19 protein-coding genes are annotated in these 22,973 nt (G+C 58.4%); 11 read left to right on the top strand and 8 right to left on the bottom strand.

The features are described 5' to 3' along the window. Window positions 1–101 precede the first annotated feature (101 nt). The 6 genes from H6G07_RS17865 to H6G07_RS17840 all read left to right on the top strand — a co-directional run bounded on the left by H6G07_RS17865 (window position 102) and on the right by H6G07_RS17840 (window position 4,838). Entirely contained in the window at window positions 102–1,169 is a 1,068-nt protein-coding gene (locus H6G07_RS17865) for a hypothetical protein (protein WP_073609313.1), read from the top strand. A gap of 333 nt (window positions 1,170–1,502) precedes the next feature. After that, on the top strand, window positions 1,503–1,745 hold the full coding sequence (locus tag H6G07_RS17860) for a hypothetical protein (protein WP_073609312.1): 243 nt from the start codon (window positions 1,503–1,505) through the stop codon (window positions 1,743–1,745). A gap of 123 nt (window positions 1,746–1,868) precedes the next feature. Further along, complete coding sequence (locus H6G07_RS17855) at window positions 1,869–2,108, top strand: hypothetical protein (RefSeq protein WP_073609311.1); 240 nt, start codon at window positions 1,869–1,871, stop codon at window positions 2,106–2,108. Then, entirely contained in the window at window positions 2,105–2,557 is a 453-nt protein-coding gene (locus H6G07_RS17850) for an HNH endonuclease (RefSeq protein WP_073609310.1), read from the top strand. The genes H6G07_RS17855 and H6G07_RS17850 overlap by 4 nt, the downstream gene beginning before the upstream one ends. Before the next feature lie 100 nt (window positions 2,558–2,657). After that, window positions 2,658–4,019 carry a tRNA (N6-isopentenyl adenosine(37)-C2)-methylthiotransferase MiaB gene (gene miaB, locus H6G07_RS17845; protein WP_073609309.1) on the top strand — a complete coding sequence of 454 codons (1,362 nt, stop codon included), beginning with the start codon at window positions 2,658–2,660 and terminating at the stop codon, window positions 4,017–4,019. Between the two features lie 291 nt (window positions 4,020–4,310). Beyond that, entirely contained in the window at window positions 4,311–4,838 is a 528-nt protein-coding gene (locus H6G07_RS17840; RefSeq protein WP_084173271.1) for an HPP family protein, read from the top strand. A gap of 33 nt (window positions 4,839–4,871) precedes the next feature. On the opposite strand, the gene H6G07_RS17835 is transcribed toward H6G07_RS17840, so the two are convergent. The 3 genes from H6G07_RS17835 to hisH all read right to left on the bottom strand — a co-directional run bounded on the left by H6G07_RS17835 (window position 4,872) and on the right by hisH (window position 7,491). Next, a complete protein-coding gene (locus tag H6G07_RS17835; protein WP_073609308.1) occupies window positions 4,872–6,128 on the bottom strand; it encodes an MFS transporter in 1,257 nt (418 codons plus the stop codon). A gap of 145 nt (window positions 6,129–6,273) precedes the next feature. Next, complete coding sequence (gene rsmD / locus H6G07_RS17830) at window positions 6,274–6,843, bottom strand: 16S rRNA (guanine(966)-N(2))-methyltransferase RsmD (RefSeq protein WP_073609307.1); 570 nt, start codon at window positions 6,841–6,843, stop codon at window positions 6,274–6,276. 3 nt (window positions 6,844–6,846) lie between these two features. Then, window positions 6,847–7,491, bottom strand: a complete 645-nt coding sequence (hisH, locus tag H6G07_RS17825; protein ID WP_073609306.1) for an imidazole glycerol phosphate synthase subunit HisH — start codon at window positions 7,489–7,491, stop codon at window positions 6,847–6,849. Between the two features lie 202 nt (window positions 7,492–7,693). Between hisH and H6G07_RS17820 the strand changes: the two genes are divergently transcribed. Continuing rightward, window positions 7,694–8,209: a pyroglutamyl-peptidase I family protein gene (locus H6G07_RS17820; RefSeq protein ID WP_073609305.1), complete on the top strand. Its 516-nt coding sequence runs from the start codon at window positions 7,694–7,696 to the stop codon at window positions 8,207–8,209. A gap of 15 nt (window positions 8,210–8,224) precedes the next feature. Here the strand turns inward: H6G07_RS17820 and H6G07_RS17815 are convergent, their stop codons facing one another. The 4 genes from H6G07_RS17815 to H6G07_RS17800 are packed head-to-tail and all read right to left on the bottom strand — an operon-like array spanning window position 8,225 to window position 16,563. Further along, a complete protein-coding gene (locus H6G07_RS17815) occupies window positions 8,225–9,901 on the bottom strand; it encodes a hypothetical protein (RefSeq protein ID WP_171973040.1) in 1,677 nt (558 codons plus the stop codon). 58 nt (window positions 9,902–9,959) lie between these two features. Further along, complete coding sequence (locus H6G07_RS17810) at window positions 9,960–12,038, bottom strand: OmpA family protein (protein WP_073609303.1); 2,079 nt, start codon at window positions 12,036–12,038, stop codon at window positions 9,960–9,962. Next, on the bottom strand, window positions 12,035–15,613 hold the full coding sequence (locus tag H6G07_RS17805; RefSeq protein WP_073609364.1) for a hypothetical protein: 3,579 nt from the start codon (window positions 15,611–15,613) through the stop codon (window positions 12,035–12,037). The genes H6G07_RS17810 and H6G07_RS17805 overlap by 4 nt, the downstream gene beginning before the upstream one ends. Then, complete coding sequence (locus tag H6G07_RS17800) at window positions 15,613–16,563, bottom strand: hypothetical protein (RefSeq protein ID WP_244901936.1); 951 nt, start codon at window positions 16,561–16,563, stop codon at window positions 15,613–15,615. Before H6G07_RS17800 ends, H6G07_RS17805 begins: the two co-directional genes overlap by 1 nt. 344 nt (window positions 16,564–16,907) lie before the next feature. On the opposite strand from H6G07_RS17800, the gene H6G07_RS17795 reads away from it, so the two are divergent. The 4 genes from H6G07_RS17795 to trpA all read left to right on the top strand — a co-directional run bounded on the left by H6G07_RS17795 (window position 16,908) and on the right by trpA (window position 19,111). Further along, a complete protein-coding gene (locus H6G07_RS17795) occupies window positions 16,908–17,387 on the top strand; it encodes an MOSC domain-containing protein (RefSeq protein WP_073609302.1) in 480 nt (159 codons plus the stop codon). A gap of 129 nt (window positions 17,388–17,516) precedes the next feature. Next, window positions 17,517–17,759, top strand: coding sequence for an NAD(P)H-quinone oxidoreductase subunit L (gene ndhL / locus H6G07_RS17790; RefSeq protein ID WP_073609301.1), 243 nt, complete (start codon window positions 17,517–17,519; stop codon window positions 17,757–17,759). Between the two features lie 6 nt (window positions 17,760–17,765). Then, window positions 17,766–18,071 carry a DUF3007 family protein gene (locus H6G07_RS17785; RefSeq protein ID WP_073609300.1) on the top strand — a complete coding sequence of 102 codons (306 nt, stop codon included), beginning with the start codon at window positions 17,766–17,768 and terminating at the stop codon, window positions 18,069–18,071. A gap of 245 nt (window positions 18,072–18,316) precedes the next feature. Beyond that, window positions 18,317–19,111 (top strand): tryptophan synthase subunit alpha, encoded by a 795-nt coding sequence (gene trpA, locus H6G07_RS17780; RefSeq protein ID WP_073609299.1) that lies wholly within the window; start codon window positions 18,317–18,319, stop codon window positions 19,109–19,111. A 111-nt stretch (window positions 19,112–19,222) separates the two neighbouring features. Here trpA and H6G07_RS17775 read toward each other — a convergent pair whose 3' ends face one another. Then, window positions 19,223–22,951, bottom strand: a complete 3,729-nt coding sequence (locus H6G07_RS17775; RefSeq protein ID WP_073609298.1) for a bifunctional diguanylate cyclase/phosphodiesterase — start codon at window positions 22,949–22,951, stop codon at window positions 19,223–19,225. Between the last annotated feature and the right edge of the window lie 22 nt (window positions 22,952–22,973).

Genomic DNA, 22,973 nt, shown 5'->3' with positions numbered 1-22,973 from the left:
AAGCATCCATAATATTTCTGTCTTGATAACTTGAACCTAAGAAGCTTCCTGAATTCGGGAACTCTGGATGGAATAGTGAACAGGTTTACCCGGTGGCCTTTATGACAGACTCTCTCAAAACTGCTGCAAAGGCAGGGGATATCAAAGCGATTGAAGGTCTTATGAACGAATCCTTCAAGGCAAAGGGAATTACCGTACGTGTTACTAGCATAGACTCTTCATTAAATATCTTGCTGAGAGGGAAAGAACCACCAGACCCTAAATTTGCAGCTTTGGTCAAGCAAGACTTGCAAAGCATTCAGCCCACTGGTTTCGAGAAAGCTTCAGTTGTCGCAAGAGCAATTGAAAAACAAATTTTATGGACTGAAGAGTGGAGCTTAGAAAGCCCTAATACAGAACCAAAGTCAACTCTCTCTAACACTCCTGAAACCTTAAGTCAGACGAAACATAACCGCAATTCAGGAGGGAAAAATTTTACTCTGCTATTGGTGCTATTAGGCTTGGCTGGAGTTATCGGATGGTTCTTATTTGAACGTGCTCAGCCAACCCCAGAAGCTGCCTCAATGCAGAACGCTGCTGAGGAGATCAACCGAACTATAGAGGAAACTGATCAGCAGATTCAGGAAGATTCAGCTTCCAGTGTTACTGATAAATCCCCTTTAACACCGCAAGTAAGTGATCCCTTTGGTGATGCCGTTAGAAGTGCTACACAGGCAGCCAACTTAGCTCAGACTGCTAAGGCATCCGAAGAATGGTCTGATGTAGCAAAATTTTGGTCAGAAGCCATTCGATATATGCAGGAGGTTCCTGCTAATAATACTAACTATGCAGTAGCCCAAACTAAGGCTAATGAATATCAAGCTAATTTTTCTTATGCTCAGCAACAAGAAACCAAAGGACTACCTACTCCTCAACCCAAAGAACCTGTAAAAGAAGCCCAGTTGGCTCCAGATATTATAAATGTAGGTGTTAGTGACGGTGGCCCAGTAGTCGTGAGCATGGATGTTAACTGCTCAAACCAAACAAGTCGAGTCATTGGTTCTATTAGTGCAGGATCGTTTACCTCAATAACCCCGACCCCTTGGGAGGAGTCTCTCCTTGCCCAAGCTGTTTGTCGTGGAGATTCAACCGTTGGAATGGATGGAGTTAATTTCTCAATAGAATATTAGCTAGTAGGGTGGGCAGTGCCCACCATTAAACCTAAGCTGCGCTAGCTAGCTCAATCTTCCTTGAAACCAGGCAAGTTCAGCAGGTTGCATTGGGGCGATCGCCCCTTCTCCCCCCCACAGTGGTCACTGACTACTCTGCCGTAGCTGCGATCGCTGCTCCCCAGAGAAAATATTTTTTTGTCCATCTACGCTTGCTGCGAACTCTATATAGAGAATTGATACAATGGCTACGTTGTAGCTAGGTACATTCCGGGTACAGACATGGTACTTGTAGCGAGCTGCAAACGAGATACTTGCCCAGGCCAGATCCAAAGCACTGACGGAGTAAGTTCTATGAGCAAGACCTTCAACCTCACCATTCCCTTTGACTTTCTCCTGCAAGCGATTGCCAAACTTAGCCCCGCCGACAAGCAACGCCTTTGGGAGTTTCTAGATACCGACCTACACGACTCCACCGACGAAGCCTTCGACCCCGAAGAAGAGACTGCGGTAGCCGCAGCCTATGCCGAGTACCAAGCTGGAGAGTTTGTCACCCTTGACGAGTACACCGCGCAGCGGGCACAGCGCATGGCATGAGCTATACCATCGTTGTGCCCAAGAGCGTGCAAAAGCAACTCGATAGATTACCCGAACAGATTTATCAGCGCATTCTCCAAAAAATACAGCTACTAACAGAAGAACCTTCTCCATCCTTGGCCTATGATCACTCAAATGATGGTACAACCCTCGTCCTGGGTTGATTCTGGGGTCACGCTTCGCAAAGTGCGAGGCCACAGCTTGTTCAAATTCACTGACTCTCTGCAAACCCGTCTAGATGACTTAGCCGAACGGCAGAAGACCGACGAGCTAACCGAGGACGAAAAAGCTGAACTAGCTGGCATCCTTGAACTCGATCGCATATTCACTCTCCTAAACGCCAAAGTTATCGCTGAACAATGACTATCAATGTTGAGCTACGGCGATACGTGCGCGATCGTGCCAACTACCTATGTGAATACTGCCACTCATCCGAAGAAGCCGGTGCAGCCCAATTTGCGATCGACCACATTCACCCTAGATCTCTAGGCGGCTCTGATGCTCCAGATAACCTTGCTCTGGCATGTCAACGCTGCAACGGCTATCGCTACAACTTCACCACGGGTATAGACCCTCTAACTGCTGAGCTAGTCAGTCTTTTCAACCCACGATTGCAGTCCTGGGCTGAGCACTTCATCTGGTCATTCGGTGGCCTCAAAATTGTGGGCATTACTGACTGTGGACGAGCTACCTGCCAAAGACTCGATTTAAACGATGACTTTCATAACGAAGGCTCTATTGTAAAGGCCCGCCGATTATGGATAAAAGGAGGTTGGCATCCTCCTGACGGCGACCCAGTTCAAGCACCATAAGCACCTTTGTTTCTTCAAATCACTCCTACTGGCGAAAGGATGCAGAGCCATAGCGCTAAAATGGGAAACTGCGTTGTTGCTAATCCCAAAGCCTAGACCTATGGCCGGTTCTGCTCGTCAATATCACATCACCACCTTCGGCTGCCAGATGAACAAGGCCGACTCCGAGCGCATGGCGGGCATTCTCGACACCATGGGCCTCACCTGGACCGACGACCCCTTCAACGCCGACGTGGTGCTCTACAATACCTGCACCATTCGCGACAACGCCGAGCAAAAAGTCTACTCCTACCTGGGTCGGCAGGCCAGACGCAAGCACGACAACCCCGACCTGACGCTGATTGTCGCCGGGTGCGTCGCCCAGCAAGAAGGCGAAGCCCTACTGCGCCGGGTGCCCGAACTCGACTTGGTGATGGGGCCACAGCACGCCAACCGCCTGCAAGACCTGCTAGAGCAGGTATTCGACGGCAACCAGGTCGTCGCCACCGAAGAGGTGGACATTATGGAAGACATCACCAAGCCCCGGCGCGACAGCACCATCACCGCCTGGGTGAACGTGATCTACGGCTGCAACGAGCGCTGCACCTACTGCGTCGTGCCCGGCGTGCGCGGCGTCGAACAATCGCGCAGCCCAGAGGCCATCCGCACCGAAATGGAAGAACTGGGCCGCCAGGGGTTCAAAGAAGTCACCCTGCTGGGCCAAAACATCGACGCCTACGGACGCGACCTGCCCGGCTCCACCGCCGATGGGCGGCACCAGCACACCTTCACCGACCTGCTGTATTTTGTCCACGATGTGCCCGGCATTGAGCGCCTTCGTTTTGCCACCAGCCACCCCCGCTACTTTACCGAGCGGCTGGTTCGCGCCTGCGCTGAGCTGCCCAAGGTGTGCGAACACTTCCACATTCCCTTTCAGTCGGGCGACAACGACGTGCTGAAGGCGATGGCGCGGGGCTACACCCACGAAAGATATCGCCGCATTATCGACACCGTGCGCCGCTACATGCCCGATGCGGCGATCAGCGCCGATGCGATCGTTGGCTTCCCCGGCGAAACCGAGGAGCAGTTTCAGCGCACGATGGAGTTGGTCAGCGACATTGCCTTCGATCAGCTCAACACGGCAGCCTATTCTCCCCGCCCCGGTACCCCCGCCGCCCTGTGGGAAAACCAGCTGTCTGAAGAGGTGAAGGCCGATCGCCTTCAGCGGCTCAACCATCTGGTGAATACCAAAGCGGCGGAGCGATCGCAGCGCTACGCAGGCCGCATCGAAGAAGTGCTGGTCGAAGCCGCCAACCCCAAAGATCCTACCCAGGTGATGGGCCGCACTCGCGGCAACCGGCTGGCCTTTTTCGCTGGCGATTTTGCGGCGCTGAAGGGCGAGCTGGTGCAGGTCAAAATCACCGAAGTGCGCCCCTTTAGCCTAACCGGGGAACCCATTCAGGCGTTAGTCGCCGCCAGCTAACCGAGCGTTTGCCTCAGAACAATTGAGCACACCCTAAAGTGCTGGGCGCAGGAGCTGCTGCGCTGCACTGTCGTGCGATCGCGGCCCTAGCCCGCCTTGGCAAAATTGGGATTGCAGGGGGAGAGGACGCGATCGGCCAGCTAACGACATCCTAAGAGTCTTCATTTTCTGTGCTTTCAGATACATTTATGCAGTTATGTCAGCAAAGTGTGACAAAATACCTTCAGAGTATTTTTGCTTATCGACTGCGTTGACCAGTCAGGCGGTCAAGGGCCAATAGCGGACACCACTATGAGACTTAACTATCGACCTGCGCCTCAAAACCTCAGACTATTGCGCCCTTCACCCCATCAGCCGCAATTCACCCACGAGCAGATTCTCACTTCCTACCTGTGCAGCTTTGTGGGTATTGCCGTCTTGGCCTACCTCACGGTCTACACCGGCTATCCCTTGATCGTCGCTCCTTTTGGGGCCACGGCGGTGCTGGTGTTTGCCGTGCCTGAGAGCCCTTTAGCTCAACCTCGCAACGTGATTGGCGGCTGTGTGATTGGCGGGATAGTCTGCGTTGCCTGCGTCAGTCTTTTTGGCACTGCGCCCTGGGTGATGGCCCTGGCCGTGGCCACCTCGATTCAGCTCATGCAGCTCACCCACACCCTGCACCCCCCAGCGGGAGCAATTGCCCTGGTGGGCGTCATGAGCGATGCCTCTTGGGATTTTGTCTTTACCCCCGTGTTTACAGGGGCGGTTTTGCTCGTGCTGTGTACGGTGGCCTTTAGCCGCTGGATTCCAGGTCGCCCTTACCCAAAACACTGGCTTTGATAGCCTCACCGATGGGCCGCATGCGCGGCCTTTTTAGTCTGCGGCGGGTAGCGGTAGGGGCTTCTCTTGCCAGAATAGAGGAATGGCGGCGATCGCCGCCACCAACTGCAACCCTGCAAACACCGCCAGAGCGGCGGTAAACCCCCAGCGCAGGGCTTCGCCAAACAGCAGGCTGCCCAAACCAAAGCCCGTAAACAGCACAAACACCTTCAGCCCCATGGTCTGCCCCAGACTTTTGCCGTCGCCCAAATCGGTGACAATGCCCACAAACAGAGGCTGAGTCAGGTCGTAGCCCAACGAGAGCACCAAAATTGCGGCGGTCGTCCCTAGCGGCGGAATGTAGGGAATCATCGTCAGCCCGGCCAACGCCGCCATCGCCAAGCCTGGGGGAATCAGCCAGCGGCGACCCCAGCGATCGACCGCCTTGCCAATCAGCGGGCTAAAGATCAGGCCCGGAATGCCGTAGCCCAGAATGGTCAGACCAATGCCCAGGGCATCCATGTCGTAGCGCTGGGTCATGTAGTAGCCCAGCCAGGTGTAAACGCCGGAGTGATATACCCCGTTCCACAGGACGTAGGCGTAGGTGCGAGCGCCGCGAAAATTGGACAATACAGCTCGGTACCCAGCAAAAATTGTGGCCATTGAGGGTAGCTTGGCGATTTTAGGCTCGTCAAACAGCGCCCCGTAGCGCCGCAACCGCCAGAGCACCAGGGCCGCTGCCGTGGCCGTGCCCAAAAACAAGGCTCGCCAGCCCACAAAGGGTTCTAAAATAGCGCCTCCAGCAGACCCGGCGGCCATGCCTCCTTCCATAGCCGCAAATATCAAACCCAGCTTGGCACCGCGCTGGTTGTAGGGAAACAGATCGCCAATCAGCGCAAAGGTGAGCGGAATCACCCCACTCGCGCCCAGGCCAGTGAGCAACCGCCAAAAGCTCATTTGGCCTGCCGTTTGGGCGGTGGCGGTGAGGGCCGTGCAGACAATAAAAATAATCAGAGAAATACGAATCAGCGGCCAGCGACCAAAGCGATCGGAGAGAATGCCGTAGAACAGCGCCGCCAGGGCGTAGGACAGCATGTAGGCAGGCACGATAAACCCAATTTCCTGGGCAGAGACGTCAAAGATCTCGGCCAAACGGGGAATCAGGGGGGCAATCATGTAGCCTTGGAGGAAGACCAGCCCAGCGGCGATCGCCAGCAGCCCAAACAGGCGATTGTGCTGCCGCAGCCGCAGCGATGGATCGGCCTCTTCCCAGTGGGGAAAGTCCGGCATGCCAGAATTGGGGGTAGTCATGAAGCTAGCAGGGGTGGAGAACGATGGCGACGGTAGCTCAAAAGTCAGGGTTTCCTGACCTAGGGTGCCGCATAAAGCCTACCAGGCTTTACGCCTTGTCACAAGGCAACATTGCTCTACCCAAGCACCTCGCCACCGCACCCAATCACGATGGGACTAGGGCTGAGGGCACGGGCGACTCTGGTGTGTAGAACGCTAAATGGGTAATGCCGTATTGCTTTTGGCGCACTAGCTCTAGCCCAGGGACGGCGATCGCAGCCCAAGCGTCGGGGCGATACTCCACGGCAATCTCACCCGTAGGCTGAAGCAATCTTAGGCTCACCACCCGTTCGAGAACAGGCAGGTACAGCTCGCTGTCGTAGGGCGGGTCGAAGTAGATGCAGTCGAAGGGCTGCCTGTGCAGCCGCGAGAGCTGCTTCACCACATCGCCGCGAAATAGGCTAAACGTTTGGTCACTCTGGGCCACCTTTTGCCAGTTTTCGCGGGTAATGGCATAGGCCTCCGGTGATTTCTCAATGCCCACCACCTCGGCAGCACCGCGACATAGAGCCTCGGCTCCGATCGCGCCGCTGCCGGTACACAGGTCGAGCCAGCGACTGTCGGCCACGCGACTTTGCCAAATGTTAAATAGCGCCTCGCGTACCCGCGCCGAGGTGGGGCGGGTGTCCAGACCGGGCAGGGTTCTGAGGGCGCGGTTGCCGTAGATGCGTAGCATGGGCTAGGCCACAGCCATAGGAGTTTGAGCCTTTACCAGGGCAACAAAGTTGGCCAGCATGGTGAGGCCAGCGGGGGCCGATTTTTCGGGGTGGTACTGCATGGCCATGATGTTGTCTTGGGCGATCGCCGCCGTCACGGTCTGAGTCCCATGGGTGGTGGTCGCCGCATTCACCGCTGGGTCGCTCGGCTCAGCATAGTAGGAGTGCACAAAATAGACCCAGTCGCCATCTTTAACTCCCTGCCACAGCGGATGTGCTGGCTGGGTCAGGGTTAGCTGGTTCCAGCCCATGTGCGGAATTGCGATCGTCGGCTCTTTTTTAAATTTGCGAATCCGGCCTGAAATTAGCCCCAGCCCTGGCTCTATCCCTTCGTCGCTGCCGTCAAACAATAGCTGGAGACCAAGGCAGATGCCTAAAAAGGGTTTGCCCGTCGCAATTTCTCGCTTAATCGGCTCGATCAGCCCTTTCTCGCGCAGGTGCCGCATCGCCGGGTCAAAGGCTCCATCGCCGGGTAGCACCAGGGCATCAGCCGCCTCCAGATCGGCCACCACGTCGGTAATGGTCGGCGTGGCTCCGGCCAGCGCCAGCCCTTTGCAGGCCGAGTGTAAATTGCCCATGTCATAGTCGATTACGGCAATGTTAGCCATACACTCTCCTGCTCCCTAACGCCCGGATTTGCTCAGACTCTATCCTACCTGGGGATGGGTAGAGAGTGGATGGGTAAGGGGGTGGGGAAAGTTTTGAGGGTTGAATTTTTAGCGGACAAAACGCATTCAAAATTCAACCCTTAAAATTCAAAACTAGCTCGTTACTCTATCACTCGCCCATCCCCTTACCCCTCACCCCGCTATGCTCCTCACCACCTTCGCCCCCTGGCGCGCTCACCAGCCCTCCAACGCCGCCGACGATCTGATTGCCCACCTGCAACAGCAGCAGCAGCTTCCCCCCGGCACCACTGTTCTACGCCACATTCCCGTCAGCTTTGAGCTGGCCCCTATTCGCGTTATGGCCAAGCTAGTTGAACTGCAATCTCCGGTGGTGGTGTGCTGCGGCATGGCCGAGGGGCGCAGCCATCTACATTTAGAACGCTACGGCAAAGAAAAAGATATAGCGCTAGAAACTTCTCTGCCGTTGGCGGGGTTGCTAACCAATACCCAGCTCAGCGGTGTTAGCGACGACGCGGGCACCTACGTCTGTAATCATCTTTATTACCAGCTGCTGGGGGCGATCGCCCAGCACCGCTGGCCTACCCAGGCTCTCTTTGTCCACATTCCACCCCTGACAGCAGCAACGCGCCCTATTTTTGCCCACGACCTGGCCCTCATACTAAAACGGCTGACCCTATTGGCCAGCCGTTCTGCATAGGGTACCAGTCGTCAGCTAGTTGACCTTCGTCCGAAAGCGCACCAGACCAACCTGATTGGCGTTGATGGTTCCAACATCGACCACCACTGCCCCATTGTTTTGGTCAGGACCACATATATCAGGTAGCACTGTCCCTGGTGCAAAGAAGGTGCCGGGGTCGTCGCCAGCGGCATTGGTGTAGTCAACCTCGGGGCCAGCCGGGCTGGAGGATGCGATCGCTCGAATGCCCAACCCAGTCCCGTAGGCATTGGGGTCAAACGTCGTCCCCGCCGGAATTTGATCGCATACCAGCAGGTTAGTAACCTCGGTGTTGCTGCTGTTGGCCAGATAAATGCTGTACTCAATGCCATTGTCCTTCACTACCGGCGGGTCAGAAATGGTGATTAGCCCTTGGCCCAGGCTGTTATTGCGCAGCAGGTTAATACCGCTTTCTGTCCCTATCACCTGGCTAAAGTCAGGCAACGGAGAGGGGCCATCCAAATTGCTGATCCGCTTCACTAGCGAAAACCCACCCACTCGTCGAATCAGGCCAAAGCCACCAGCGACAAGATCTAGTCCTCCTTCAGAAGTCCCGTCGGTGTCCAGTGGAAAGCCCGCAAAATTTACCAGGCCATTGGTGCCCTCAATGGCAGGGGTAATATCAGCGGCAAACAACGAAAACCCAAAAGTAGTGACTGTGCCTGTTGGGTTTAGCAGCAGAGAATTAATGGGAAAGAAAATTCCCCTGATGCTCTGGGAGCCAACGATGTGGGTTGGCCTCAAAGCTGGGGCAACGGGAGCTGGCTCATCTCGGCGCAGTACGGCGGTGGAAAAGGTGGCATTTACCCCGTCTCCTCCCCAGGTGCCTCCCGGCACTTGCACAAGCGGGCCGTAGGCTATGGGATTCCCTGCTCCATCTAGTTGCGTGATGGCAGCAATGCTAAACGCATCGTTTCCACCCCGTTCTAAGACTAGAAAACCCACATCCGACGGAGAAACCGAAGCTGTATTGATCGCCGCACCACTACCAATGATGTAGTCAATGCGCTCGATATTATTGCGGGTATCTTGATCACCCGGCCCATCCTGTGTGTTGTTAAACACGTTGTCAATACCGCGATTAATCGCTGGGTTGAGCATCGCAGTGGCAATGGTCTCAATGCCTGGGGATTCAACGACCTCAGAGGGGCCCAGGTTGAGCGGGATGTTGGGAGGAACGGTAGGTGGAGCGTTGGGCACCCGCTCGTAAAAGAGCAGCTGCCTTTCGGCTCCACCATTGCCGAGTGGCGGCCCAGCACGCCGAAAAACAACTTGATCGGGAACGACCGGAGGTACGCTGAAATCGTCGGCAGGCTCAAAGCGCGTACCGGCAATCTCGACTGCTGTTAAAATCCGGTCGGAGCCAGTCCCAAAGGAAATATTGATGGTGCCGGCACCGCAGCCTGGAAATCCATCAGTTACGGTAGCGTCACAGGGAGAAGCATAGGGTGCCCCGGTATAGCTGTTGCTGTTGGCGGGAAGTTGAGGAGTTGTAATTAGACTGTCAATACCAACGGGGGCAACAAGCTGAGCCAAGGCAGGATGTGCTCCCCCCAACAGTCCAGTCGCTATTACCACCAGGCTGCCCACCAGGCCAAGCCAGTTGGAGCTAGAAGAAGGTCGGCACTTCACAGCGTTGTTATCCTCAGTGGGGAACATAGAAGACTGACACATAGCAGACATTGATCAACTAGACTCAACAAAATTTGACGGGTGACTATAAACCTGGGGGCTATTCAAGCTGGAGGTCGGCCTCTTGGTTGAGGAAGATAATATCGAGGCCGCGCACGTCGGTAAAGATAAACTCGACGCGGCGATCGCGGGCATAGTCTACCCGACCGCTACCCTCGCTGCGGCGCTGGGTTTCACCTAGGGGCACAATTCGCATGCGCTCCAGGGGCACCCCCTTGCGAATCAGGTAATCGCGGGCTGCCAGGGAACGGCGCTCACTCAGGGCCAGGTTGTAGGCGTTGCTGGCGCGGGGGTCAGTGTGGCCGTGCAGTTCCACCGTGAGGAAGGGATATTCGAGCAGGGCGGCGGCAATTTGGTCGAGCACCCCGGCACTCTCGGGGCTGATGTTGGAGCGATCGAGGGCAAAGTGAACGTTACGCGGAATCTCTAGCCGCAGGGGTTCCAAGGGCGGCGGCGGCTCGACGGGCGTGGGCGGTGGCGATGGCGGATCGCAGTTGGGCAGTTCTGCCGGGGTGGTGGGCAGAGTGGGTAGGGTGCCATCGGCGTCGGCGACACCAGCCACAGCGGCGGGTTCTGAGGTGCCCCAGGCGGGATCGGTGGCGATCGCGCTCACCCGCGTCCCTGGCGGCAGCGCTAGACTGGCGCTAAAGGTGCCCTCGGGGCTGGCGGTTACGGTTCCCAACGGTTCCGTGAGCGGGCTGTAGGGAAAGCCATCTTCCGCCACTCGGTAGAGATCGACCTCGCTGCCGGGGTCGGCGGTGCCGGTGAGGGTGACTTCCTCTAGGCCGCTGGCAAAGCTGTAGGCGTCAAACTGAGGGGCGTTGATGGCGGCGTTGCCGGTCTCGCGGCGGCGCTGGTGTGAGTTGCGCGGCGGGTTCGGTCCATCCCCCTTCTGAAAGTCTTGTACCCCCGTGTTGCCCTGGGTGTTGAGGTCGATGGCCAGGCCATCTAGCTCGGCGTAGCGGTTGCCGCGAATCTGGTTGCGGTGGCTCTCAGGGAACGCCGTCACCGCCACCCCTGGCCCCGGCTGGTAGCCGATAAAGTTGTCGCTGAGCTGATGGTCACTGCCCATCAGGTACACCGCTGCTCGCTCAAACCGTCGCCCGTTGTACTGAATGGCGTTGCCCGAGATCTGGGTGGCCCCCTCCGGCTTAAACAAATAAATGCCGCTGCCATCGTTGGCGCAGATCAGGTTGTCGGTGATGGCGCTGGCGGCGATCGTGCCCTCTAGGCGAATGGCGTCGGGCATGCCAGCCAAGCCGTTGCCGATGATGGCGTTCTCGCTCACCTGTAAGCCATCGGCCCGAAAGCCGGTGATGATGGCGCTGCCGTCGTGGTTTTGAATGCGGTTGTTGCGAATCGTGGTCTCCACGGCGTTAAACACCGTCACCCCAAAGGCCGAGGGCACGGCGGGGAACTCGCCGTCGGGCGGTAGCCCCAGCCAATTTTGCTCAATCACGACCCCGCGCGGGGCCATGTCGGGCTGGTCGAGACGAAACAGCTCTAGGGCGGGGCTGAGGGGGCTAGCGTCGACCGGGGGGGCCAGGGAGCTGACAAAAATATCGGAGGGTGGCGTGGTTTGGGTAGCGCGATCGCTCGTCCTAAACCCATACAAACTTAGCCCCCGCACCGTCACGCCATCGGCGGCAATGGTCAGGCCGCGAGCCACCTCGCTGCCCTCTGCCACCGTCAAGCTCACCGCTGGCGCTGCTGGAAACTTGGGATCATAGGTGGCTTCGGCGTCGTAACCGGCCTGGGTGGTACCGTCGATCACCAGCTCTGGAGCGACAATCTCAGGCAGTAGCTCGACTAGGGCGATCGTGGTCTGCCCCACCGGTAGGTCAAAGCCAATCCGCGAGCCTTGCCCCGTCGGTAGAGGCTGCACTAAGGCTTGCTCTGCCTCACTCAGTTGTTCAGGGGTAAGGGTGCCGTTGGCCAGCTCGATCGCCTCTCGTAGCGTCAGCCCTTGGTCAGGCTGCACCGGCCCATCATCACCACTAGTTACCCGCATGCTGTAGGTCGCCAGAGCCGACTGCCCTAAGGCCGGGGCGATCGCCAAGCCCACCGCTGGGAGGCCCAGAGCGAGCGCACCATATCCGATCCACCACCGCTGATTCATTCCTCACCTCCTGGGGCAGTGCCCGTTGCATCGGCCTCGGGCCTGTCGATCAGGGCCGCCTCATCCACGTAAGACTCTTGCTGCTGGGGTGGCGACACCGGCTGCACCCCAAAGCGGTTAAACAACTGATTCACCTTGGCGGTAATGCCAAAGTAAGGGCCACTGGCCGACCGATAGCCACCACCGCCCACAAAGGAACCATCGCTGGCCCCGCCAAAGCTGTAGCCCAGCCCCAGCCGCACGTCGGGGGTCAGGTAATAGCCCGCCTCCAGGGCAAAGCCGGTTTCGTTGTAGCCGACCACCGGCTGCCCTAGCCAGCGCACCTCGGCTCCCACATCCCAGCGGTAGGCAAAGCGGTAGGTAGCCCGTGCCTGGGCCAGGTGAATGCTGTTCGAGAAGCCAATGTCCTGGGCTAAGTTGGCGGTGCTGTAGCGCAGGCCGTACTTGCCGTAAAACTCCCACCGGTAGTTGGGGGCGTAGATGCCCTCCAGCGACAGGGTGTGGTCTTGGGCCTCTGAGCTGACCCCCTGCAAGATGCTGTTGGGGGTGCTGCTGGGGTTGTTGCGAAACTCGTAGCTCAGCAGGCCGTTGAACTGGTCGCTCACCGGGTTGCGGTAGGCTAACCCCAGCCGCAGCGTACTGGAATCCCCTAGCTGATCGGTGATCGTCTGGTTGGCAAAATTGCCCATCTCAAAGCGGGCCAATCCGGTGAGTGCATCGGTAATGCGCCCGGCGGCGGCGGCCCCCAGCACCAGGTTGCTCGAACCCGGCGAGTCACGATACTCAACGCGGCCACTGGCCTGCCAGTCGGGGTTGTCGGTATACTCCAGCCCGACTGAGTATACGGTAGAAGCTTGAAGGCCAAGGCCCGAGGCCCCCTGACCCACCGCAAAGGGCTGGGCGAATTGCTGGCCCAATCCGGTGATGTTAAAGGCATCCCCAAAGATGCGCTCGAAGCCAAAGGTGGCCCGCAGGCCGGGGGCCAGCGTCAGTCGGTGGTTGAGGCCGACCGCCCCCTGACCGGTAATGCCGTTGTAGCCACCCAACAGCGAGTAGCGGTTGGTCAGGGTAGTGTTGTCGTCGAGCTGGTAGTCAACAATGGTGTCGAGGCTGGTGATCGAACTCGGCCCCTGCACCCCCGACAAAAACTGCTGGGCCAGCCGCAGGCTGACGCCGGGCTGCACAGCCCACTCTAGACCGACAGTATTGCGGGTCGGATAGAGGGGGTCACCAGCACTCAGGTTGATCTCACTCTGGGCCAGGGCGCTTAAGGTGGCGGTCAGCGGCAGGTTGAGCCGCGACACCAACTGGTTGGCATCGGTGGAGAAATTGGTCAGGCGGTCTTCGCGGGAGCGATTGACAAAGTCCACTCCCAGGGTGGCGCTGCCGATCTGCTGCACAACCCCAACCCGAATTTCAGTGAGGGTGTTGTCGACGACCCCACCCCGCACCGGGTTAAAGCCGGGCTGGAGCAGCCCAAGGGCGGTGGTTTGCACGGCCACGGCGTTGCCCACATTGCGCTCCTGATCGACCAGGGCGCGCAGTTGGGTTTGTGCCCCCACTTGGGCCTGCACCTGAGCCCCCCAGCGGGTCTGGCCAGGGCTAAAGCTGCTGGTAGCGGTGTTGTTAAACCCGCTATCGGTAGAGCGGTAGTAGGCCTGGCCGGTGATGCCCTCAAAGGGGGTGGCGCTCAGCTCAACACGATAGGCATTGCCCTGGTTATTGGTGGCCCCGGCATTAAAGGAGGAGCGGGCATATTCACCCGTCACCTGGCCCAGGTCACCCAAGGGCCACTGGAAGTCAAAGCCGTAGAGGGTAAAGTCTTGGGCTCCCTGGTTTTCGGTCAGCAGGGTGGCTCCCACCACACCGCCGCTGTCGCCCTCGGGGCGGTACTGCAAACGTCCCGCGTAGAGGCTGCCCCGCACCGAGGCGTCATCGACCTGGTAGGTGACCACAATGCGTCGCACCAGGGTGGTGCCCAGGGGGTTGAGGTCGACGGCCCGCACCGGCTGGCGAAAGAGCAGGGTACCGCGATCGTAGTCGATGTCGTAGTCGACGCCGCGATAGAGCGGAGTGCGCTCTAGCACTGTGCCGGGGCGGTTAAATTCTTCGGCCTCGATAAACACGTTCTCACTGCCCCGCAGCACTAGCCGCCGCGACAGGAAGTAGTAGCCGCTGGTGCCGTCGGGGGCGATGGTATCGCGCTGGAAGGGCCGCACGTTGTCGCCATACATGGCGGTCAGCTGGAGGCCGTTGCCAAAGGTGTAGTTACCTTTAAAGCCGTGCAGCTCGCGCACGGTGGCGGTGAACTGCTGGGACGTCCCGGCAAACTCCTGAGTGCCGTAGTCGCCCCACATGAAGTAGTCGGGGTCGGCATCGGGAGCGAGCGAATCGCGCTGAAAGCGCAGGTAGAGGCTGTCAATCGACTCGGTGAGAAAGTCGGTGGTGGAGCTGTCGCCGTAGACGGGGTAGGTCTGATCACAGGCCTGCACATCGCGGTAAAGGCCGTTGCCGTCACAGCGATCGTTGAGGCCGCGAGTGTTGTTGTAGGCCCCGGTAAACGACCAGTCGCCCAGGGCACCCGTAGCAAACAGCCCGGTGGTAAAGCTCACCTCAACATCCTGGTTGAGGGAGTCGGCGCTGAGAAAGTCTCTGAAGCTGCCCAGCAGGTTGGTGCCGCCCCGACCAATGCGGAAGTCAACCACCCCAGAAATGATGGTGGGGCGCAGATCGGTAACGAAGCTCACCTGCGTGGTGGCCTCTAGGGCGGGGTACCCGTCTCGCAGCGTGGGGTCAAGCTCGCGCAGGGTGCGAGAATCGACCATGGCCCGCACCGTAACCGATTGGGCATCGAGGGTCGATCGCAGCCGCGCCTCAAATACCCCCTGCCGAGCCAGCACCTGAAACCCACTGCGATCGCCATCGTAGTCAGCCCCAATAAACTCGCCAGCGCTGCTGGTCAAAGTCACCACCACATTGTCTTCTAGGGGATCGCCCTCGGCAGCGGTGACCGCCCCGACTAAAGTCAGCGCCGATCGCCCATTAGCGGGTATTTGAATGTCGCGCTCGGGCTCGACGGTAATGGCGTAGGCGGCCACCTCAGGCTGGGGCACAACGGGCCGCAGCGGCTGGGTAGGAGGCGGGTCGAGGGGCAACTGGTCGCCACCAAACTGAAACTCAAACCGTTCAGAGTTCTCGCTGCGGTTGGCTAAGGGCACCCCGCCTTCCCCAGGCAGAGCTTCAGGCGCAGGGAGATCGCCTGAGGGGAGGACGGTAGCGGTGGCGATCGCAGCCGTTGAATCGGCCCAGGGCTGCACCGCCGCCGTCGAAACCACAGTATCAGAGGTCGTCAGTGGCGACTCTGGCAGAGGTAACTCTAGGGTTTCGATGGCGGCGGATTCGGCTGGCGCAGGGTCAACAACAGATGGCACCGCAGCCCCTGGGCTACCAGAGATCTCCAGATCCGCTGCCGTACCCAGTTCCCCAGGGGCGGCATAGCTGGGCAGTAACATACCGAATGATCCAGCCAGGGTTGTTAACAAGCCCAACCCCAGCGAACGAGAAGACAGAGGCATCATGACTGCTCCTCCCCAAAGGTTGGTGTAACGGCAAAGTTCATTCGGCCCAACCCACCCGGCGACAGCCGCACAAAGCGAGAGGCGCTGTTTTCTTCAATCCGGTAAAGGTTTGGGGCTAGGGTGTAGCCCGGTAGGCTGTAGAGATCCAGCGTGCCAACCCGATAGCCCGGCAGCACGTTGGCCAGCGAGAATAACCCCTCAGGGTCGGTCAAAATGCGGTTGCCATCGTCCATAAAGATGACGGCGTTGGGCACTCCAGTCTCACCGGGCTGCTGCTGACCGTCGAAGTTTTTATCGACAAACACCCGGCCCAAAATGGTGCCACAGTCCGCCACAATGCCGGGGCGAATGGTCATCTGGTAGGCGGCGGTTACCGGTGTAAAGCCGGGGGCCGCTGCCTGGGCGATGTTCCGCCCGTTGCCGCGTACGGCGTCAGGGGTCAGCAAGACTCCGTAGGCTACAGACACCGACTCACCAGGGCCTAAGGAAGCAAAGGTCAGGGTTAAGCTGCTATCGGTGGTGACCACCTGGGTGGGCTGCTGCGGAGTCGCCTGCACCGAATTGGGCACGTAGAGCAGCCCCAGGGGCAACTGGTCAGAAATGGTGAGCGGTGTGGCCGGCTGGGAGGAGCGATTGGTGACCACTATGCGGTAGATTGCCACATCGCCAGGCTCGGCAGCGGCGCGGTCGGCGGTCTTGGTAATTTGCAGCAGCGGCAGCTGTGGCCCTGGCGGTGTCAGTGTGCCCACCTGCGTCTGGTTAGAGACGGTGGTGACTAGTGGCCCATTGGGCACTGCGGCAAATTGGGCTGAAGCCTGGTTGACAAAAATCTGACTCTGAGCCTGCGCCACCGTCGATGGTGGCACTGCATGGCTTAGAAAATAGCTTAAAACCAGGGCTAGCCAGAACAGCAGCCCCCGGTACAGTCGTCGCTGATTACGTCTCACACCACCCCTCTGAGACTACTCTTCACACCACTGCCATCTCTCTGGGTTAGCCAAAGAAACGCATTCATCACTCCCTGAAGGCTCGTTTTGGCTCGTTGTCAACAGTCGAAAGACTTGTATTTGATGCCAAATCTCGGCAAATCATACCAAGGCCATCCGTAAATACCACAGAAAGCTTGTAAAGATTTATAAAGGGCTCCGGATTTCCCTTCGTTAGACACTCAGTCCCCGATGCTGAAAAATTTAGGCAGGCAATAAAAATGCTCTGCCGTAAATTGAGCTAGAACCTATCACAGAGGTTATATGGAATTTGTAAAGTCTTTACCTGGGGGGCTACTAAGCTTATGACGCCCACCGGTCGAGTTGTTCAGATCAGTGTTTCGTCTGGTGGGGTGCCCAAATTGCCGGTGCCCGCTGGTGAGGTGACTAGGGATGGTCTAGAGGGCGATCGCCAGCGCAATCTCAAATTCCACGGTGGCCCCGATCGCGCCCTCTGTCTCTGGTCGTTAGAAGTGATTGAACTGCTGCGACAGGAGGGGCATCCCATCGCCCCTGGCAGCGTCGGCGAAAACTTCACCCTAGCCGGATTGGATTGGGCCAGCTTGGCCCCAGGCAGCCAGCTTTGCCTGGGCGACCAAGTGTGGCTCGAGATTACCGACTATGCCGTTCCTTGCCGCACCATCATGCGGTGGTTTAGCGATCGCCGCTTTAGCCGCATCAGCCAAAAGCACCACCCTGGCAGCAGTCGGCTGTATGCGCGCGTGCTTCAAGGGGGATTGGTGAGAACGGGCGATCGCGCCTCTGTGCAGGCAGCGGACGAGTGATCTGGGGCCGCACACCGGCTTTCCCTTTACAATCATCGAAGAGGCACTATGATTTGGGTTAAGCGGAGTGCTCAAGAAGCCCTGCACCCAAGCCCTCAGGCTTTACAGTTAGGTGAGTAGACAATTGCCATGACAATACCAGCGCTATCAAACGACTTTTTACTGGCGGCAGGAGCGTACGCCGGCATTGCTGGGGTCTACCTAGTGGTAATTCCCCTGGCGCTAATTTTCTACGCGCGGCAGCGCTGGTATATCGCAGGGTCGGTCGAGCGCACGCTGCTATACGGGCTCGTGTTCGTCTTTTTCCCCGGCATGCTGCTGTTTAGCCCCTTCCTAAATTTTCGTCCTCAGCCCCGCAATCTCAAGGCTTAGGGGGTTATGCGACGGATTGACGTAATTGCCATTGGCATTGGCATATTCCTGGCCGGAGGCGGGCTGTTCCTGGGCTTTCGACTGTTTGGCCTAGACGGCATCAACGCTGGCATTTGGAGCCAGGTCGTGATGGTGGGTGGTCTAGTGGCCTGGCTAGCCAGCTACCTGCTGCGGGTGGTCACCCACAACATGACCCTCAATCAGCAGATGGAAAACTACGAGTCGGCAGTATTGCAGCAACGCCTTGACGAGCTCAGCCCCGAGCAGTTGGCCGATCTTCAAGACAAGCTCGGTGAGGAAAAGGGTGATTAGGGGGTAAGGGGTATAGGGTGATCGGCGGCTCAACCAAGTTTGTCCCCGATGCAATGGTCAAATCGATACGGTTTAATCAATTCGACCGTAGGGAGTCGCAATCGTTGCCCCGTTCCCCCCGCCCCTGAACCCAAAACCTCGAACCATAGACGTAGTGCCTCTCTTGTCTTAGAGTGCTCTATTGGGCGAATGTTTGCCCAACCTCGCTGGCTTCCTGCCTTGGACTAAGTTTTTGGTAACCCGCTATGGCTCTTGTTTCCGATCGCTTCCGTGACCTGCGAGCGCGGGGTGAATGCGCCCTAATTCCCTTCATTACCGCTGGCGATCCTGACCTCGGCACTACCGCTGCGGCCCTGCGGGTGCTCGACCAAAATGGCGCTGACTTCATTGAGCTGGGAGTGCCATACTCCGACCCCTTAGCCGACGGCCCAGTAATTCAGGCGGCGGCCACCCGTGCCCTAAATCACGGAGTTACCCTCGACGCTGTCCTTGGCATGGTGAAAGCGCTACAGCCGCCGTTGCAGGCACCGCTGATTTTGTTTACCTACTACAACCCCATCCTCAACCGAGGCATTGACCAGTTTATGGCCGATCTGGCGGCGGCTGGGATTGCGGGACTGGTGGTGCCTGACCTGCCCCTCGAAGAGGTCGATGCGCTGCTGGCTGGGGCCGCTGCCGCCAATATTGATGTCACACTGCTGGTGGCTCCGACTTCGCCGCCCGATCGCATTGCGGCGATCGCTGCCCAGGCTCAAGGGTTTGTCTACCTGGTCAGCGTTACCGGGGTTACCGGCGTCCGCAGTGAGCTGCAAGGCCGCGTCAAAGACTTAATTGACAATCTCAAACAATCCACCGACAAGCCCGTAGGCGTCGGCTTCGGCGTCTCTGACCCTGACCAGGCTCAGCAGCTCAAGGCCTGGGGAGCCGATGGTGTGATTGTGGGCAGCGCCTTTGTCAAACGCTTGGCCGCCGACACCCCCGAGATCGCCCTGAAAACCATTGCCGACTTTTGCCAAAGCCTCAAGGCCGCCCTGGTTTAGGCACCTAAACGACGACTTTCGCCGTAGCGAGGAGTCATGGGATCGGGGATGAAAGGTACAAGCGCATAGGGTCTAGCCTTCAACCTTAGACCCTATATCCTTTACCCATGCCTACGTCACCCGCCATTTTTGGCCATGGCTAGCCTGCAAAAAGGGGGCGGCTTTCGCCGCCGGCTGGGGATAGCCAAACAGATAGCCCTGCATTTCGGTGCAGCCCAGTTCGTAGAGACACAGGGTTTGCTCGGCGGTCTCAACCCCCTCGGCCACTAGGTTGAGGGAAAGCCCCTTGGCCATGGCAATAATCGCATTCACCATGGCCTGGTCAACCGAGCTATGGGGCAGGTCTTTGACAAAGGCGCGATCGATCTTGATGCCGTCGAGAGGAAACTGCTTCAGGTGGCTGAGGCAGGAGTAGCCGGTGCCAAAGTCATCCATCGAGATTTTGACGCCGAGCTGACGCAGGTCGCGCAGCCGCTCAATCGAGGCGGCCATATCGGCCATAGCCGCCGTTTCAGTAATTTCTAGCTCTAGGTAAGTAGGGGGCAGGCCGGTTTCGTTGAGCACGGCGGTGACCACGTTGACCAGATTGGGGTGCTGAAGCTGCCGAGCTGATAGGTTGACCGCCAGGTTGACCAGGGGCATTCCCGTCCGGTGCCAGGCCATCACTTGGGTACAGGCCGTTCGCATTACCCATTCGCCAATGGGCACAATCAGTCCATTTTCCTCTGCCAAGGGAATAAATTGGTTTGGGGCCACCAGCCCCAGGGTGGGGTGCTGCCACCGCAGCAGGGCCTCCATCTGCACCACGACCCCGGTGACAACATTTACCTGGGGTTGGTAGTAAAGCACAAACTCGTCGCGGCTTAGGGCGTGGTGTAGGTAGGTTTCTAGCTTGAGTCGCTGGGCGGCCTCGGTGCTGAGGCTCTGGGTGTAGAACTGGTAGTTGTTGCGGCCCTGCTGCTTGGCTCGATACATGGCGGCATCGGCGTTTTGCAGCAGGGTGGTCATGTCTTGGCCGTCTTGGGGAAACAGGGCAATACCAAGGCTAGCGGTGACATGCAGCTCGTGGTTTTGCAGCAAAAAGGGGGGCGTGAGCTGGTCGGCAATGCGTCGGGCCACTTTGGCGGCATCGCTGGCGGTGGTCAGGTTAGGCAAAATCAGCGTAAATTCGTCGCCGCCCCAGCGGGCCACAATATCTTCTACCCGCAGGGCGGCGCTGATTCGCTGGGTGACTTGCTGCAATAGCAGATCGCCGACGGCGTGGCTGAGGGTGTCATTGATGGTTTTGAAGTGGTCAAGGTCTAAGAAAATCACCGCCAGCATCTGCTCATTTTGGCTGGTGCGGGCGATCGCCTGGGGCAGATGCTGGTCAAAAAAGGTGCGGTTGGGCAGCCCGGTGAGGGCGTCGTGGTAGACCTGGTAGCACATCTGAGCTTCGGTCTGCTGACGCTTGAGGGCACCCCCCAGGCTGGCCGCCACCGCCACCAAAATTGACTCGTCGCTGGCGCTCCACTCCCACTCCTGCTGACAGGCGTCAAAGCCGATGTAGCCCCACAGGTGAGCGTCAATGAAAATGGGCACCATCAAAATCGACAAAATGCCGTCTCTGAGCAACACCTCCTGCTCAGCGGAAGGCATGTGGCGGGTCAGGGCACAGATCGATTGGCCCTGCTGCAAAAGGGTGTGCCAACGCTCTAGGCCCAGGGCGCGGTAGCTCTGGTCTTGCCAGTGAGGCTGGTCGATGCCGGGAGCCGTGGCTGGAGTAGTCCACTCGTAGCGCAGGGTCATGGCCGGTTCCCCCGTGATCGATTGGGGGTGGTGGGTATAGACGTAGGCGCGATCGGCGGTAGCCGCATCCCCTAAGCGGGCCAGCACTTGGGGAATGGCTTGGTGCATGTCGGCGGTGGTAAGCAAGCACTGGCTGGCCTCGGCCACCCCTTGCAGCAGGCGATCGCGGCGCAAAATAGCCGCCTCTCCCCGCTTGCGATCGGTAATGTCTTCGACGGTGCCCTCGTAGCCGATGAGTGTGTTGCGATCGTCATAGATCGCCCGCGCCGACTCCGCAATCCAAATGATGGCCCCGTCCTTGCGGTAGACCTCAGACTCAAACCCCAGCACCGCTCCCCCGGCCTGAATCAGCTCGGTAAACTCCTGGCGGCGGCCAGGCTGCACGTAGAGCTGCTGGTTAATATTGGTCAGGGTCTGCATCAAATCCTGGGGTGATTCATAACCATAAAGCCTAGCTAGCATGGAGTTTACGGTTAGATACTGTCCCTCGGGCGTACTCTGAAACATGCCCTCAACGGCATTCTCAAACATGCTGCGATATTTCAGCTCAGCCTGCTTTAGCGACAGCTCGGTATGGCGACGCCCTAGGGCCAGGGCCAGGTCAGCGGTTACCACCTGGAGGAGGTCAATGTCGGCCTCGGCCCAGGGGTGAGGGGCAATGCAGTTGCTAAATCCCATCACCCCTTGCAGCCGGTTTTGCAGGGTCAGGGGCAGCAGCAGAATCGACTTCACATTGCTCGGCGGGCCGCCCAGCAGCTGGCGCTGGAGGTCAGAAAAGTCTGATTCTAGCTGGTTGATGGTCTGCTGTTGGCGCAGCTGGGCATGCCAATCGCTAAAAGGCTCTAAAGGCAGGGTTTGAAAGCGGGGGTCGCCAGCGGTAGACCCAATGCCTGGGGCCGACCACTCTATCCGCTGGCGCAAAAACTGGGGTTCACCCTGGCTGCCTTGCAGCTCATAGTAATAGACCCGACTGGCACCCACCAGCTCTCCTAGTGCCGCAAAAATCGCCAAAATAGAAGGCCCTTGCCAATCCCACTGCCAAGCCAGCAGCAGGCGCTGAATCTCAGCCAGGGTCGCCAGGGTCTGTTCTCGCCGTTTGAGGGTCTGCTGGGAAGCAATTTGCGCGGTTACATCCTCAAAGGTGCAGAGCACTCCTATCACAGTGCCATCGGCATCGCGCATGGGCAGGCGGCTACAGTCGATCCAGCCCTGATGACCGTTGGGGTAGGTTTGGGGCTCAATGGCCCGGAGATCGGCGACGCCCTCAGTCATGACCAGGCGATCGCGAGCGGCTCGGTAGGCGGCTTCCTCTGCGTTTAGGCGGGGCAGAGCGGTGTCGGTGCTCCCCACGATATCGGCGGGTGATGACAGCCCCATAGCCGTGGCAAAGGCCTGGTTGCAGCCCAGGTAGCGTCCCTGACTGTCTTTCCAAAACAGAGATTGGGGAATGCTGTCTAGCACCAGCTCCAGCAAATCTTCCCGCGCTTTTAGGGCCTGTTCCGCCTGGCGCAGGGCCGCCTCCGACTGTTTCAGGGGGGTGATGTCGGTAATAAATCCCTCAATGCCGTTGATCTGGCCTTGGCTATTGACGGTGGGCGATCCCTTTTCCCAAACCCATTTTTCCTCGCCACTGCGAGTGTGGATGCGATACTCCACCTCATAGGCTTGACCTAGGTTGACTGCCTGCTGAATTTTGGCCAAAACTCGGGGAAGATCGGCGACGTGGGTAATGGTGTTGTACGACGCTGGGTAGTCTGGGCTGAGCAGCTCCTCGGGCTGATACCCGGTCAGGGGGTGACAGCCAGCGCTGAGGTAGCGCATGGACCAGCCAGTATCGCCATCGGCTTGAAACACAATGCCTGGCATCACATCGATGAGCCGCTGAGGGGCCGCTGTGCCCAGGGGCTGCGTTAGAAAAGTAGTTTGACCATTCTCGTAGGGGGAGTTCAGCAGTGCCAGGGTAAGCCAGTAGAGGGCGGAGTTGGATGCGAAAAAGCCGACCGATGGAGGAGAAACTACGGAGTTAACGCGATGGATCTCAGGCTCGTGCATAGGTCATTGGCTTGGCTTGGCG

Source organism: Phormidium tenue FACHB-1052 (genome assembly GCF_014696675.1).
Taxonomy (GTDB): Bacteria; Cyanobacteriota; Cyanobacteriia; order Phormidesmidales; family Phormidesmidaceae; genus Nodosilinea; species Nodosilinea tenuis_A.
Note: the sequence above shows the minus strand (reverse complement) of the source record. Positions and strands in the feature narration are given on the sequence as shown.

Coding starts and splice junctions, on each gene's coding strand:
- H6G07_RS17805 (WP_073609364.1), bottom strand. CDS start 15,613: ATGCCTCTGTCTTCTCGTTCGCTGGGGTTGGGCTTGTTAACAACCCTG.
- H6G07_RS17865 (WP_073609313.1), top strand. CDS start 102: ATGACAGACTCTCTCAAAACTGCTGCAAAGGCAGGGGATATCAAAGCG.
- H6G07_RS17810 (WP_073609303.1), bottom strand. CDS start 12,038: ATGAATCAGCGGTGGTGGATCGGATATGGTGCGCTCGCTCTGGGCCTC.
- H6G07_RS17785 (WP_073609300.1), top strand. CDS start 17,766: ATGCGACGGATTGACGTAATTGCCATTGGCATTGGCATATTCCTGGCC.
- H6G07_RS17820 (WP_073609305.1), top strand. CDS start 7,694: ATGCTCCTCACCACCTTCGCCCCCTGGCGCGCTCACCAGCCCTCCAAC.
- rsmD (WP_073609307.1), bottom strand. CDS start 6,843: ATGCTACGCATCTACGGCAACCGCGCCCTCAGAACCCTGCCCGGTCTG.
- H6G07_RS17795 (WP_073609302.1), top strand. CDS start 16,908: ATGACGCCCACCGGTCGAGTTGTTCAGATCAGTGTTTCGTCTGGTGGG.
- H6G07_RS17815 (WP_171973040.1), bottom strand. CDS start 9,901: ATGTGTCAGTCTTCTATGTTCCCCACTGAGGATAACAACGCTGTGAAG.
- miaB (WP_073609309.1), top strand. CDS start 2,658: ATGGCCGGTTCTGCTCGTCAATATCACATCACCACCTTCGGCTGCCAG.
- H6G07_RS17775 (WP_073609298.1), bottom strand. CDS start 22,951: ATGCACGAGCCTGAGATCCATCGCGTTAACTCCGTAGTTTCTCCTCCA.
- H6G07_RS17840 (WP_084173271.1), top strand. CDS start 4,311: ATGAGACTTAACTATCGACCTGCGCCTCAAAACCTCAGACTATTGCGC.
- H6G07_RS17860 (WP_073609312.1), top strand. CDS start 1,503: ATGAGCAAGACCTTCAACCTCACCATTCCCTTTGACTTTCTCCTGCAA.
- ndhL (WP_073609301.1), top strand. CDS start 17,517: ATGACAATACCAGCGCTATCAAACGACTTTTTACTGGCGGCAGGAGCG.
- H6G07_RS17850 (WP_073609310.1), top strand. CDS start 2,105: ATGACTATCAATGTTGAGCTACGGCGATACGTGCGCGATCGTGCCAAC.
- H6G07_RS17835 (WP_073609308.1), bottom strand. CDS start 6,128: ATGACTACCCCCAATTCTGGCATGCCGGACTTTCCCCACTGGGAAGAG.
- hisH (WP_073609306.1), bottom strand. CDS start 7,491: ATGGCTAACATTGCCGTAATCGACTATGACATGGGCAATTTACACTCG.
- trpA (WP_073609299.1), top strand. CDS start 18,317: ATGGCTCTTGTTTCCGATCGCTTCCGTGACCTGCGAGCGCGGGGTGAA.
- H6G07_RS17855 (WP_073609311.1), top strand. CDS start 1,869: ATGATCACTCAAATGATGGTACAACCCTCGTCCTGGGTTGATTCTGGG.